We start from the raw sequence: 12,742 nt of genomic DNA on the forward strand, positions 1-12,742 counted from the left end.
AAGTAGTAAGCCGGTGCATAAATCCGGTGGTTACAGCAGTCTTCGGTGGAGCGGTAGTTCAGTCGGTTAGAATACCTGCCTGTCACGCAGGGGGTCGCGGGTTCGAGTCCCGTCCGTTCCGCCACTTATTAAAAGCCCTGAGCTCACGCTCAGGGCTTTTTTCTTATCTGTCGTTTAATTATTGCGAAATTAGCAAAAATCCTCTGCGTTTTGCGCTCTTTTTCTCTATAACAACGCCAGCGATAATCTTCCTCAGTTTACGAACATAATGATTGAGGAATAGTATGACTCTCCCTGCATTTGGTCTGGGCACTTTCCGCCTGAAAGACGACGTTGTTATCGCATCGGTTAAAACCGCACTCGAACTGGGTTATCGTGCAGTTGATACGGCACAGATCTATGAAAATGAAGCTGCCGTTGGACAAGCTCTCGAAGAGAGTGGTGTGCCGCGTAACGAACTGTTTATCACCACGAAAATCTGGATTGAGAATCTCAGCAAAGATAAGCTGATCCCTAGTCTGAAAGAGAGCCTGAAAAAACTGCGTACTGACTACGTAGATCTGACGCTGATCCACTGGCCATCACCGAATGATGCCGTCTCAGTAGAAGAATTCATGCAGGCGCTGCTGGAAGCGAAAAAACAGGGCTTAACCCGTGAAATTGGGATCTCCAACTTCACGATTCCGCTGATGGAAAAAGCCATTGCCGCTGTTGGCGCAGAAAATATTGCGACCAACCAGATTGAGCTGTCTCCATACCTGCAAAACCGCAAAGTCGTGGACTGGGCAAAACAGCACGGGATCCACATCACCTCATACATGACGCTGGCCTATGGTAAAGCGCTGAAAGATGAAGTGATTACGCGTATCGCAGAGAAACATAACGCCACTGCTGCGCAGGTGATTCTGGCATGGGCAATGGGTGAAGGTTATGCCGTGATTCCATCTTCAACTAAGCGTGAAAACCTGGCCAGCAACCTGTTAGCAACGGATCTTCAGCTGGATGCTGACGATAAAAAAGCGATCGCAGCACTGGAGTGCAACGATCGCCTGGTAAGCCCGGAAGGTTTAGCTCCTGACTGGGATTAAGATTGACCCGCCCTCTGTAACCTGAACCCTCACACAGCTCCTCCGGGAGCTGTTTTTATATGTTCACTCAGGAAGTCAATAAAGGCACGAATGCGCGTGCTTACCGCTCTGTCACTGTAATACACTGCGCTAAAAGGCATTTCGACCGGCAGACGTTTGTCGGCCATCAGCTCCACCAGTTCACCCCGCGCTATCTCCTTATCAATCATATAGTCTGATAAACAGGCGATCCCGTTCCCTTCCAGGCACAGCTGTTTTAGCGTCTCTCCGCTGTTTGACGATAATCCGCAGGTAATTTCATAAAGTTGACCATCATGGCAGGCAACAGGCCAGGTGTTCAGCGACACCGGCTCCGTAAAGCCCAGGCACAGGTGCTGCTTCAGTTCTTCAACCGTCTCTGGTTTCCCATGCTCGGCAATATACTCCGGTGATGCGATAATTTTGCGGTAGCTAGCAAACAGAGGGCGGGCGCGCAAGCTTGAATCTGTCAGTGTTCCCGCCCGGATAGCCACATCCACTTTCCGCTCGATGAGGTTGATAAACGTCTCTGAGGAGACCAGTGAAAGCGTCATCTCCGGATAGCGTTCGCGGAAAGGTTTGATCAGCGGCATCAGAAAGTGAAGCACCACCGGCGTGGCCGCATCAATGCGCAGCAATCCACGCGGCGTGCTGCGGGTCTCCATAATCTCCGTCTCCGCTGCGGCCATCTCCTGCAGTACCGACTGCACGCGGCGGAAGTAACGCTCACCTTCTTCCGTCAGGCTCAGCTGCCGCGTCGTACGGTTGAGCAGACTCACTCCAAGCTTCATCTCCAGTTTTTTTACCGAACGGCTGATGGCCGAATTAGCCTGTCCCAGCAGTTCGGCCGCGCGGCTAAAGCTGCCGCTTTCAACGACGGCGACAAAGATTGTCAGCTCTTCCGATGTTGCTTTCATTGTTGCACCACCTGCAAAATTCTATTGAGATTTTGACCATTTTTGTTATTTAAGCACTGGCGCATACTGCCTGTCATCTTAATCCTGATGATACGGAGTATTTTATGCCACTGGCGCTACTTGCCCTGACGATCAGTGCCTTTGCAATCGGCACGACCGAATTTGTTATCGTGGGCCTGGTTCCCACTATTGCTAACCAGCTTGCGATCTCGTTGCCCTCTGCGGGGTTGCTGGTATCAATCTACGCCCTGGGCGTCGCCGTCGGTGCGCCAGTGCTGACGGCCCTGACCGGACGTTTTCCGCGTAAGCAGCTGTTAGTCGCGCTGATGGTGCTGTTCACCGCCGGCAACGTTCTGGCCTGGCAGGCGCCGGACTACACCACTCTGGTGATTGCCCGTCTGTTAACCGGCCTTGCACACGGCGTGTTCTTCTCGATTGGTTCCACCATTGCAACCAGCCTAGTGCCCAAAGAGAAAGCGGCTTCAGCTATTGCGATCATGTTTGGTGGGCTGACCGTCGCGCTCGTTACGGGCGTACCGCTGGGAACGTTTATCGGACAACACTTCGGCTGGCGTGAAACGTTTCTGGCCGTCTCCTTACTGGGCGTCATCGCCCTGGTGACCAGCCTGCTGCTGGTACCGTCGAATATCCCAGGCCGGGCGAGCGCCAGCCTGCGCGATCAGCTGAAGGTGCTTACGCATCCGCGTTTGCTGATCATCTACGCGGTAACTGCATTGGGTTATGGTGGGGTATTCACCGCCTTTACCTTCCTGGCGCCGATGATGCAGGACCTGGCGGGCTTCTCACCCAATGCCGTGAGCTGGATTTTGCTGGGATACGGTATTTCCGTTGCCATTGGCAATATCTGGGGCGGCAAGCTTGCGGATAAGCATGGTGCGGTACCGGCACTGAAATTCATCTTCGCCGCCCTGGTTGTTCTGCTGATGATTTTCCAGTTCACGGCTTCGGTACACTACGCCGCGCTGGTCACCGTGCTGGTCATGGGGATCTTTGCCTTTGGTAATGTCCCCGGCCTTCAGGTTTACGTTGTCCAGAAAGCCGAGCTCTATACGCCAAATGCGGTGGATGTGGCGTCCGGGCTGAACATTGCCGCATTTAATATCGGCATTGCGCTGGGCTCCATCATTGGTGGGCAAACCGTAGCGCATGTTGGATTAGCCCAGACCCCATGGATTGGCGCGATGATTGTCCTGGTGGCCTTCCTGCTGATTGGCCTGAGTGGACGTCTCGATAAGCCAGCCAGGGTCGCGCTGGGTTAACATCAGTAAGTGCTTGCTTACAATACTGGAAAGCGGTTTCTCAGAAATTGCGTTGAAAGTATGACCTAAAGTCCCTATAACATTAGAACCAGTCCGTTTTCCGGGCTGGTTCATGTTACAGAGGCTGTTTCCAAAAGTGCGAAAAAATACCTATGCCATGCGTTATGTTGCCGGAATGCCCGCGGAGAGGATCTTGCCTCCGGGGTCATTTGCGAGCATAAGCCAGGCATTACCCGCCGGCACACCGTTAAGCAGCGATGAGAAAATCCGTGTACTGGTGTGGAATATCTTTAAGCAGCAGCGTGCCGAATGGTTATCGGTGCTCAAGAATTTTGGAAAAGATGCCCATCTGGTTCTGCTTCAGGAGGCACAAACCACCCCTGAACTGGTACGCTTTGCCACCACGAACTATCTTGCCGCCGACCAGGTGCCTGCGTTTGTCCTGCCGCAACACCCATCAGGTGTGATGACGCTTTCAGCAGCACATCCGGTCTATTGCTGTCCACTGCGCGAACGTGAACCTATCCTGCGTCTGGCAAAATCGGCGCTGGTGACGGTCTATCCGCTGCCGGATACCCGAATGCTGATGGTCGTAAATATCCATGCGGTAAATTTCAGTCTGGGCGTGGATGTCTACAGTAAGCAGCTACTTCCGATCGGCGATCAGATTGCCCATCACAGCGGGCCCATCATTATGGCCGGCGATTTCAATGCCTGGAGCCGTCCGCGCATGAATGCGCTGTATCGCTTTGCGCGCGAAATGTCGCTGCGTGAAGTTCGTTTTAGCGATGACCAGCGCAAAAAAGCCTTTGGTCGTCCTCTCGATTTTGTCTTCTATCGTGGTTTGAGCGTGCACGACGCTTCTGTGCTGGTGACGCGCGCCTCGGATCATAATCCTCTACTAGTCGAATTCAGTCCCGGCAAACCTGATAAATAATGGTGTGTCAGGTCTGCCGTGGGGCAGGCCTGCGCGGGTGCTGCCCTTTATTTTTCACTCACAAAGGACAGTACGATGACAACAACACGCTCCCATCATGACAATGTAGAAAAACAGTTTGGTTCTCAGGCAAGTGCCTATCTGAGCAGCGCCGTGCATGCTTCTGGCCGCGATCTGGTGCGTCTCGGTGAACGTCTGGCGGCGTTTCCGCACGCGCACGTGCTGGATTTAGGCTGCGGGGCAGGGCATGCCAGCTTTACGGCTGCGCAGCAGGTCGCTCACGTTACCGCGTATGACTTATCCAGCCAGATGCTGGACGTTGTTGCCGGGGCGGCGAAAGCGAAGGGACTGGACAACATCGATACGCAACAGGGCTATGCCGAATCCTTACCGTTCGATGATGCGTCGTTTGAGGTTGTTATCAGCCGTTATTCCGCTCACCACTGGCACGATGTCGGCCAGGCATTGCGCGAGGTCAAACGTGTTCTGAAGCCGGGCGGCACCTTCATCATTATGGATGTGATGTCTCCCGGACACCCGGTGCGCAATATCTGGCTGCAGACGGTAGAAGCGCTGCGCGATACCTCACACGTGCAAAACTACGCCAGCGGAGAGTGGTTGTCGCTTATCACTGAAGCGGGGCTGATCGCGCGCGCGTTGATTACAGACCGCTTACCGCTGGAGTTCAGCTCCTGGATCGCGCGTATGCGCACCCCGGAAGCATTAAGCCAGGCGATCAGGCTCTATCAGGAGAGTGCGTCCGCGGAGGTAAAGGCATACTTTGAACTGCAGGCCGATGGATCGTTTACCAGCGATACCATCATGGCCGAAGCGCAAAAAGCGGAATAAATAAAAAAGGCACCGAGGGGAATCGGTGCCTTTTTATCTTTCGATCGTGTTATCAGGAGTCTGGCGTCGCGCTGTTCTTCACAAACAGCGTCAGCTGGTCGCCAGGTTTCAGATTGTCAGTATCATTGTTCCAGCGCATCACATCCTTGATGTTTACGCCGTGTCGTTTTGCGATACTGGACAGTGAATCACCCTTCCGCACGCGATAGGTAATGCTATCGCTGTTGCTGGCGAGACGCTGTGCGCTGCTACCTGCGCCTACCGTCAGAGTCTGACCCACTTTCAGGCCGGAGCTGCGCAGATTATTCCATTGCTGCAGATCTTTCGCATTCACGCCAAGACGTGACGCAATGCCCGAAAGCGTATCTCCTGAACGAACCTTATAGCTGCGGCTGTTAACTGATGATGCATCCGCGATCAGCGTTGACTGAACGGCGGCGATTTCACCAGAAGCTAAAGACTCGCGTAACTGCTCGGCATGTTTCTGCGGAACCATTACATACTGCGGGCCACTTGCCCCCAGGGTTGAGCCTTTAACGCCAGCATTAAAGGTTTTCAATTTACTTACCGACATACCCGTCATATCAGCAACCTGTTGAATATCAACCGGATTGCTGAGGCGAACACGCGCCAGTGCACGACTTTCGTCTGGTGTTGGCAGTTGTACACCGTAACGCTTGCTATTCTTGAGAATATCGCTCAATGCCAGCATTTTCGGTACGTAAATCTTTGTTTCCTGTGGCAGTGAGAGCGACCAAAAATCGGTGGATTTACCCCGTGCTTTATTCGCTTTCATTGCCTTCAGTACACGACCTTCGCCACTATTATACGCTGCGACCGTTAACAGCCAGTCGCCGTCAAACATCTTGTTCAGACGTTGCATCATGTCGAGAGCGGCTGTCGTTGAAGCGACAACATCGCGACGCGCATCATAGTTGCGGGTCTGTTTCAGACCATAGTTTCGCCCGGTGCTCGGAATGATCTGCCAAATGCCTGCGGCATTGGCGCCAGACGTCGCGTGTGGGTCAAAAGCGCTCTCCACTATGGGTAGGAGTACCAGCTCCATAGGCATGTTACGTTTCTTAACTTGCCCGGCTATCCAGTACATATACGGCTCTGCCCGTAACGTTACATCGTGGAGATAGCTCTTATTACTTAAATACTTCTGTTTCTGTTCGCGAATCCGGGGATTTTCCGGAATTCCCATCTTTAGCTCGTCGCCAATAGAGGTCCACAAGTCTTGATCCTGCGCGTAAGATGTTCCATCGTCCATCCATCGCGCCGAACTTGCAAACTTCCCTGCTTCCCCTTGACCAGCCGCAGAAAGGCTCTGTGCGTGCTGTTGTACGTTGCTGCCGTTTTGCGACTGGCAACCTACAAGCAGGACAGAGGCGAGTAATATCGCTTTTGCCTTCATGTGTGTGTCAATAGTTGCTTAAAAGACGAGCGATGATAACGGCGAAATTTTGAAAAGGCAACCCGCAATTATCTGAAGTTATCTTTCTTTGACCTTAACCATGCAAATCGTTGTTCTGGTTGTTGCAAATTTGTTTCTTGGTTAATTTTATTAATTAAATCAATATCATCTGTTCGTAAAAATAAATTAATTTGGCGCTCGTTTTTCAGAATTACGGGGAGTGTTTTTTGGTTTTTTGCACGTAACTCCTTCACTTTGTGATAATAATCCTGAATCGCTCGATCCTCGGGTAAGAGGCTCACGGCAAACTTCATATTTCCTAATGTATACTCATGGGCGCAACAAACGAGCGTCTCATCGGGTAGCGCGTTAATCTTCTGTAAAGACTGATACATTTGAGCTGGCGTACCTTCGAACAGTCTTCCGCAGCCTCCGGAGAACAGCGTATCGCCGCAAAAAAGATAAGGCTTACTGTAGAAACACAGATGTCCCAAAGTGTGACCTGGTGTAGCAAATACGGAAAACTCCCACTCGCGTATGAGGATATTTTCGCCTTCTTCGACTACATGCGTGATTCCCTTATCTTGTGCTTCTGCCGGTCCGTAAACCACAAGATGCGGAAAATGGGTGCGCAGTTCAGGCACGCCGCCAGTGTGATCGTTATGATGATGCGTTAACAAAACGGCTTCTGGCTGCCAGCCGTTCTCTTTTATGGCGTGCAGAACAGGGGCGGACTCTCCGGGATCGACAATGACGCATCGGCGATCGTCGTCAACCAAAACCCAGATGTAATTGTCCTGAAACGCTGGAATACTGATAAGATTCATACATTACCTCTTAGAGCGTGGCGGGTGTTTTGATGAAACCGGCAAGGATACCTCAGACTGTCGCAGCACCGGAACGTTGGGCGGAATTGCCCTGGGGTGAATACTATCGCGAAGCGTTAGAACAGCAGCTGAAGCCCTGGCTCGCGAAAATGTATGGCTTTCACCTGCTTAAGATTGGCAATCTCAGCGCGGAAATCAATACCGAAAGCTGCGCTATCTCGCATCAGGTTAACGTCTCTCTCGGCGGATCGCCGGTTCAGGTGAAGGCAGACCCGCTGCATCTGCCGTTTGCGGAAAAATCCGTCGATGCGTGTTTGCTTGCACATACGCTACCCTGGTGCAGCGATCCGCATCGTCTGCTTCGCGAAGCCGATCGCGTGCTGATTGATGACGGCTGGCTGGTACTTAGCGGATTCAATCCACTAAGCCTGATGGGCCTGCGTAAGCTGGTACCGGTGCTACGCCGGACTCCACCTTACAACAGCCGGATGTTCACCATGATGCGCCAGCTCGACTGGCTTTCGCTGCTGAACTTTGAGGTGCTCTGCTACGGAGGTTTTCAGGTGCTGCCCTGGGCGCGGCAGGGGGGCGTGGTACTGAGCACCCATCTCCCCGCATTGGGCTGTTTGCAGTTTATCGTTGCGCGTAAGCGAACTATTCCCCTTACGCTTAACCCCATGAAGCAGAGCAAGTCGAAAACGCCCATCCGCCAGACCGTCGGCGCCACGCGGCAGTACAAAAAAACCGATTAGGCGTCGGGCTGATAGCCCGCATCTTCATGTGCGGGATTGGATGCCGCAGCACGCGCCAGTTCGTCGCAGCGTTCGTTTTCCGGATGGCCTGCGTGGCCTTTAACCCACTCCCACTTAATCTGGTGCTGGCCCAGCGCAGCATCAAGACGTTTCCAGAGATCGACGTTCTTGACCGGCTTCTTATCGGCGGTTTTCCAGCCGCGTTTTTTCCAGTTATGGATCCACTGGGTGATCCCCTGACGCACGTACTGGCTGTCGGTGCTTAACACCACGTCACAATGTTCTTTTAACGCCTCCAGCGCCACGATGGCCGCCATCAACTCCATCCGGTTGTTGGTGGTCAGAAAATAGCCTTCGCTAAAGGTTTTTTCGTGCTGGCGATAGCGCATAATCGCGCCGTAGCCGCCGGGCCCTGGGTTACCGAGACAAGATCCATCGGTGAAAATTTCTACCTGTTTACGCATCTCTGGTAGACTTCCTGTATTCGAAACGTTCAGTTAAACGATAAGTCTGACATAAATGACCGCTATGAGCACTGCAATTACTCGCCAGATTGTCCTCGATACCGAAACCACCGGTATGAACCAGATCGGCGCGCACTACGAAGGGCATAAGATCATCGAGATCGGCGCCGTTGAAGTGGTGAACCGTCGTCTTACGGGGAACAACTTCCACGTCTACCTCAAACCCGATCGGCTGGTGGATCCTGAAGCGTTCGGCGTTCACGGTATTGCCGATGAGTTCTTGCTGGATAAGCCGACTTTTGGGGATGTCGCTGACGAGTTCCTGGAATATATCAAGGGCGCCGAGCTTGTTATCCATAACGCATCGTTCGATATCGGCTTTATGGATTATGAATTCAGCAAGCTTAATCGTGATATTCCGAAGACGAACACCTTCTGTAAGGTGACGGACAGCCTGGCGCTGGCAAGGAAGATGTTCCCCGGCAAGCGTAACAGCCTGGATGCACTCTGCTCGCGCTACGAGATAGACAATACCAAGCGAACGCTCCACGGGGCGTTGCTCGATGCCCAGATCCTGGCCGATGTCTATCTGACGATGACCGGCGGGCAGACGTCAATGAAGTTCAGTATGGAAAATGAATCCCAGCAGACGCAAGGCGAAGCGGGCATTCAGCGTGTTGTTCGTCAGGCCAGTCGCTTGCGGGTTGTTTTAGCCAGTGATGAAGAGCTTCTTAACCACGAATCCCGGCTTGATCTGGTACAGAAGAAGGGCGGCAGCTGTATGTGGCGCGCCTGAAAAAACGCCTGAATGCCTGTAAAACCATCGTTTGGGCGATTTTTGCAGCAAACGATTCAAAACGTGAGAAAAAGCGTTGACGAGATCGGAGGCGCACCGTAATATGCGCCTCGTTCCCCAAACGGGAACAGTGGAGCGGTAGTTCAGTCGGTTAGAATACCTGCCTGTCACGCAGGGGGTCGCGGGTTCGAGTCCCGTCCGTTCCGCCACTATTCAGAAGGCCTGAATCAGAAATGATTCAGGCCTTCGTCGTTTCAGCCTTCTGTAATCTCATCCTCTCACTTATTGTTAACATAAAGTTAATATGCGTGGTGCAATTTATTAACAATTGCACGGGTGTAGTGCATTATTTGCACTATGGTTGTGCATTTCTCCATCGATCCTTTCCTCTCACCTCGTTCAGAATATTTCTCTCTGTAAAAATAATTCACGCAGAATCATTTGGTTAACTCCTGCTTTCCAAAAATATACCGAACCAATTACGTATTGGTTTGGTTATTGCTTAATCATTAGCACGATAAGCTTCATTCCATATCAATAACTTATCGTTAATAAAAATAAAGCAATGATGAAAGCGAGCGAACCAATATGGAAAAATCGTCACGGTTTCTGGCAAATTCCAGCACCGCGCTTGAGCAGCTGCGCGGGCTTATCAACCAGCATGAGTCAACACCAGGCATACCGCTGCCCACGGAACGTGAGCTGTCGGACACTCTCGGCGTAGGACGACGTGAAGTGCGTCGCGCGCTGGACGTGCTGGAAGAAGAGGGGCGCATCTGGCGTAAGCAGGGCAAAGGGACCTTTATTGGCCCGGCGGCACCTGTTGAACCGCTGGCCCTTCAGGGATTGGTTCAGCAGACCAACCTTCTGGAAGTGATGGAAGCTCGTCTACAGCTCGAACCCGGCTTAGCCCGGCTTGCGGCACTGCGTGCCACCAGGGAAAACCTCGCGCTCATGCAGCGCATGCTGGAACGCATCGACAAGGTCAGCCCGGATGACCGCGATCTCAACGAACTCTGGGACAGCGCCTTTCACCGGGCAATTGCCGAGGCGGCGGGCAACCGTCTGATGCTCGGCCTGTTTGATGCCATTGATGCCGTTCGGCGCGAACCGGGCTGGCAGCATCTGCGCGAATTAGCCCGCACGCCCGAACGTGTCGACAGCTATAACGACCACCACCATAAGATCATGTCTGCGATTATCCATCGCCAGCCTAATGAAGCCGCGGCCGCCATGCGCGAACACCTGCTCAGCCTGCAAACCGCCCTGATTCAGGCGATCCACCTTGAGGACGACTTCACGCCATGACGACAATACCCTTTAAGGACGCCACGCCCGTATTGCGGGTGCAAAACCTCAACGTTACGTTTGCTGGCTCGCCGGCTAGCGTGCTTGATGGTATCTCGCTGACCGTCAGGGCGGGCGAAACGCTGGCGCTGGTGGGAGAGTCCGGCTGCGGGAAAAGTATCACCTCACTGGCGCTGATGGGGTTACTGCCCGCCAGCGCGCAGATTGTCAGCGGCGAGATGCAGTTTCGCCGCCACGATTTGCGAAAGCTCTCACCGCGGGAATATGCCGACCTGCGCGGCAGCGAGCTGGCGATGATTTTCCAGGAGCCGATGACCTCGCTCAATCCGGCGTTTACGCTGGGGGATCAGCTTAGCGAAGCGGTTATGCGGCACCAGAACGTCTCGCGCGCAGAGGCGATGAAGGTCGCGCTGCAGATCCTCGAGAAGGTACAGATCCCGGCGGCAGAGATGCGCCTGAAAGCATATCCCCACCAGCTTTCCGGCGGCATGCGCCAGCGGGTGATGATTGCGATGGCGCTGATTAACCATCCCAAACTGCTGATTGCCGACGAGCCCACCACTGCGCTCGACGTCACCATCCAGGCGCAAATCCTCGCCTTGCTCAACGCCTTAAAAGAGGAAACCGGCACGGCGGTGCTGATGATCACCCACGATTTAGGCGTCGTAGCAGAAGTCGCCCAGCAGGTAGCGGTGATGTATGCCGGACAGGCGGTGGAGCAGGGGAGCGTGGAGGCCATCTTTGCCGACCCGCAGCATCCGTACACCATCGGCCTGATGGGCTCGATTCCTTCACTTGGCGCACGCAAGGGCCAGCTCTCCACCATTCCCGGATCGGTCCCGCTCCCGGAAGCCATGCCGAAAGGCTGCCGTTTTGCCACCCGCTGTCCGTTTGCGCAGTCGCGCTGCCATGCTGAAAAACCGCAGCTCACCGCGCTCGGCGCGGGCCATCAGGTCGCCTGCTTCCGCGTGCCGCTCGAACAGCACATTGCCCTGGGAGAAATCGCATGACCACGCCCATTCTTGAAGCCCGTGACCTCAGCAAGCTTTTTCCCGGCCCCAAAAAGCTCTTTACCCCGGCACGGTTTGTCACGGCGGTCGATCGCGTTTCGCTTGCCGTGATGCCGGGCGAAACGCTGGCGATCGTCGGCGAGTCCGGCTCCGGGAAATCTACCCTCGGTCGTCTGCTGCTGCGCCTGCTGGCCGCCAGCGAAGGGCGGGTGTTTTACCAGGGGGAGGAGATCACGCATGCATCGGGTGCGCGCCTCAATCAGCTCCGGCGCGAGCTGCAGATTATTTTTCAGGATCCCTTCGCCTCGCTCAACCCGCGCATGACGGTGGAGCAGATCGTCGGGGAGCCGCTGTGGCTGCATCAGAACATGAAAAAAGCGGATCGCCAGTATCGCGTTGCCGAGCTGCTTAAAACCGTTGGCCTGCCTGCCGCCTGGGCCGGGCGCTATCCGCACGAGTTTTCCGGCGGGCAGCGCCAGCGTATCGGCATTGCGCGCGCGCTGGCCTCGGGACCGAAGCTGCTGCTGGGCGATGAGCCGGTGTCCGCGCTGGACGTCTCCGTTCAGGCGCAGGTGGTCAACCTGCTGGAAAGCCTGAAGCACCAGCTGGGGCTGACGATGGTGATTGTCGCCCACGGCCTGGCGGTGATCCGCCATATGAGCGACCGCGTGGCGGTCATGTATCTCGGGCAAATCGTCGAGCTTGCCACCGTCGACGAGATTTTTGACGCGCCGCTGCACCCCTATACGCAGGCATTGATCGCCTCGGCACCGCAGATGCATCCGGGCGTTGAACGCGACGCGCCGCTGCTGCAGGGGGATCTGCCCAACCCGGCCAGCCCGCCGTCCGGCTGCCGTTTCCACACCCGCTGCCCGTACGTCACCGATGAATGCCGCCAGGTTGAGCCGATCAATCAGGTGCTCGACGGTGGACGTCAGGTTGCCTGTCACCGCTGGCAGGAGATCAACCGCGATCGCAGCATTATTCAGATCGCACCGCCATCCGCCGCCTTTCTGCGCCGCCGCGCGCTGTTTGAACACGCGGCCACTCACTCGTCCCTTCCTTCAAGGAACTCATGA

At 54.5% G+C, this 12,742-nt stretch carries 13 protein-coding genes and 2 tRNA genes; 11 read left to right on the plus strand and 4 right to left on the minus strand.

The annotated features are described in order from the left end of the window. Positions 1-47 precede the first annotated feature (47 nt). Together ACMGGX_RS13865 and dkgB are read left to right on the plus strand one after the other, a co-directional pair. Positions 48-124 (plus strand) — tRNA-Asp (locus ACMGGX_RS13865). Between the two features lie 160 nt (positions 125-284). Then, positions 285-1,088, plus strand: a complete 804-nt coding sequence (gene dkgB, locus ACMGGX_RS13870) for a 2,5-didehydrogluconate reductase DkgB (protein WP_032646936.1) — start codon at positions 285-287, stop codon at positions 1,086-1,088. A 29-nt stretch (positions 1,089-1,117) separates the two neighbouring features. Here the strand turns inward: dkgB and yafC are convergent, their stop codons facing one another. Continuing rightward, on the minus strand, positions 1,118-2,023 hold the full coding sequence (yafC, locus tag ACMGGX_RS13875; protein ID WP_420298493.1) for a DNA-binding transcriptional regulator YafC: 906 nt from the start codon (positions 2,021-2,023) through the stop codon (positions 1,118-1,120). A gap of 104 nt (positions 2,024-2,127) precedes the next feature. On the opposite strand from yafC, the gene ACMGGX_RS13880 reads away from it, so the two are divergent. The 3 genes from ACMGGX_RS13880 (at position 2,128) to ACMGGX_RS13890 (ending at position 5,089) form a co-directional block, all read left to right on the plus strand. After that, positions 2,128-3,303 carry an MFS transporter gene (locus tag ACMGGX_RS13880; protein WP_181594432.1) on the plus strand — a complete coding sequence of 392 codons (1,176 nt, stop codon included), beginning with the start codon at positions 2,128-2,130 and terminating at the stop codon, positions 3,301-3,303. Between the two features lie 136 nt (positions 3,304-3,439). After that, the gene (locus ACMGGX_RS13885) at positions 3,440-4,240 is read left to right on the plus strand and encodes an endonuclease/exonuclease/phosphatase family protein (protein WP_024909448.1); all 801 of its coding nucleotides are present in this window, start codon (positions 3,440-3,442) and stop codon (positions 4,238-4,240) included. 75 nt (positions 4,241-4,315) lie between these two features. Next, positions 4,316-5,089 carry a class I SAM-dependent methyltransferase gene (locus ACMGGX_RS13890; RefSeq protein ID WP_181594433.1) on the plus strand — a complete coding sequence of 258 codons (774 nt, stop codon included), beginning with the start codon at positions 4,316-4,318 and terminating at the stop codon, positions 5,087-5,089. A 52-nt stretch (positions 5,090-5,141) separates the two neighbouring features. Here ACMGGX_RS13890 and mltD read toward each other — a convergent pair whose 3' ends face one another. After that, positions 5,142-6,506, minus strand: coding sequence for a murein transglycosylase D (gene mltD / locus ACMGGX_RS13895; RefSeq protein ID WP_032661729.1), 1,365 nt, complete (start codon positions 6,504-6,506; stop codon positions 5,142-5,144). A gap of 68 nt (positions 6,507-6,574) precedes the next feature. Continuing rightward, the gene (gene gloB / locus ACMGGX_RS13900) at positions 6,575-7,333 is read right to left on the minus strand and encodes a hydroxyacylglutathione hydrolase (protein ID WP_420298494.1); all 759 of its coding nucleotides are present in this window, start codon (positions 7,331-7,333) and stop codon (positions 6,575-6,577) included. A 32-nt stretch (positions 7,334-7,365) separates the two neighbouring features. Here gloB and ACMGGX_RS13905 point away from each other — a divergent pair, with 32 nt between their 5' ends. Beyond that, positions 7,366-8,085: a class I SAM-dependent methyltransferase gene (locus ACMGGX_RS13905; RefSeq protein WP_023310484.1), complete on the plus strand. Its 720-nt coding sequence runs from the start codon at positions 7,366-7,368 to the stop codon at positions 8,083-8,085. Here the strand turns inward: ACMGGX_RS13905 and rnhA are convergent. After that, positions 8,082-8,549, minus strand: a complete 468-nt coding sequence (gene rnhA / locus ACMGGX_RS13910) for a ribonuclease HI (protein WP_023310485.1) — start codon at positions 8,547-8,549, stop codon at positions 8,082-8,084. The genes ACMGGX_RS13905 and rnhA overlap by 4 nt on opposite strands. A 64-nt stretch (positions 8,550-8,613) precedes the next feature. On the opposite strand from rnhA, the gene dnaQ reads away from it, so the two are divergent. The 5 genes from dnaQ to ACMGGX_RS13935 all read left to right on the plus strand — a co-directional run bounded on the left by dnaQ (position 8,614) and on the right by ACMGGX_RS13935 (position 12,742). Beyond that, positions 8,614-9,345, plus strand: coding sequence for a DNA polymerase III subunit epsilon (gene dnaQ, locus ACMGGX_RS13915; RefSeq protein ID WP_348560634.1), 732 nt, complete (start codon positions 8,614-8,616; stop codon positions 9,343-9,345). A 132-nt stretch (positions 9,346-9,477) separates the two neighbouring features. Continuing rightward, positions 9,478-9,554, plus strand: a tRNA-Asp gene (locus tag ACMGGX_RS13920). Positions 9,555-9,933: 379 nt separating this feature from the next. Continuing rightward, positions 9,934-10,653 carry a FadR/GntR family transcriptional regulator gene (locus tag ACMGGX_RS13925; RefSeq protein ID WP_181594436.1) on the plus strand — a complete coding sequence of 240 codons (720 nt, stop codon included), beginning with the start codon at positions 9,934-9,936 and terminating at the stop codon, positions 10,651-10,653. Next, the gene (locus tag ACMGGX_RS13930) at positions 10,650-11,663 is read left to right on the plus strand and encodes an ABC transporter ATP-binding protein (protein ID WP_420298495.1); all 1,014 of its coding nucleotides are present in this window, start codon (positions 10,650-10,652) and stop codon (positions 11,661-11,663) included. The genes ACMGGX_RS13925 and ACMGGX_RS13930 overlap by 4 nt, the downstream gene beginning before the upstream one ends. Next, positions 11,660-12,742, plus strand: coding sequence for an ABC transporter ATP-binding protein (locus ACMGGX_RS13935; protein WP_420298496.1), 1,083 nt, complete (start codon positions 11,660-11,662; stop codon positions 12,740-12,742). Before ACMGGX_RS13930 ends, ACMGGX_RS13935 begins: the two co-directional genes overlap by 4 nt.

Source organism: Enterobacter sp. BNK-29 (assembly GCF_048684785.1).
GTDB classification, from domain to species: domain Bacteria; phylum Pseudomonadota; class Gammaproteobacteria; order Enterobacterales; family Enterobacteriaceae; genus Enterobacter; species Enterobacter cloacae_M.

Excerpts from the sequence above, each read along its gene's own strand:
- dkgB (WP_032646936.1), top strand. The coding sequence starts at position 285 with ATGACTCTCCCTGCATTTGGTCTGGGCACTTTCCGCCTGAAAGACGAC.
- yafC (WP_420298493.1), bottom strand. The coding sequence starts at position 2,023 with ATGAAAGCAACATCGGAAGAGCTGACAATCTTTGTCGCCGTCGTTGAA.
- ACMGGX_RS13880 (WP_181594432.1), top strand. The coding sequence starts at position 2,128 with ATGCCACTGGCGCTACTTGCCCTGACGATCAGTGCCTTTGCAATCGGC.
- ACMGGX_RS13890 (WP_181594433.1), top strand. The coding sequence starts at position 4,316 with ATGACAACAACACGCTCCCATCATGACAATGTAGAAAAACAGTTTGGT.
- mltD (WP_032661729.1), bottom strand. The coding sequence starts at position 6,506 with ATGAAGGCAAAAGCGATATTACTCGCCTCTGTCCTGCTTGTAGGTTGC.
- gloB (WP_420298494.1), bottom strand. The coding sequence starts at position 7,333 with ATGAATCTTATCAGTATTCCAGCGTTTCAGGACAATTACATCTGGGTT.
- ACMGGX_RS13905 (WP_023310484.1), top strand. The coding sequence starts at position 7,366 with ATGAAACCGGCAAGGATACCTCAGACTGTCGCAGCACCGGAACGTTGG.
- rnhA (WP_023310485.1), bottom strand. The coding sequence starts at position 8,549 with ATGCGTAAACAGGTAGAAATTTTCACCGATGGATCTTGTCTCGGTAAC.
- dnaQ (WP_348560634.1), top strand. The coding sequence starts at position 8,614 with ATGAGCACTGCAATTACTCGCCAGATTGTCCTCGATACCGAAACCACC.
- ACMGGX_RS13925 (WP_181594436.1), top strand. The coding sequence starts at position 9,934 with ATGGAAAAATCGTCACGGTTTCTGGCAAATTCCAGCACCGCGCTTGAG.
- ACMGGX_RS13930 (WP_420298495.1), top strand. The coding sequence starts at position 10,650 with ATGACGACAATACCCTTTAAGGACGCCACGCCCGTATTGCGGGTGCAA.
- ACMGGX_RS13935 (WP_420298496.1), top strand. The coding sequence starts at position 11,660 with ATGACCACGCCCATTCTTGAAGCCCGTGACCTCAGCAAGCTTTTTCCC.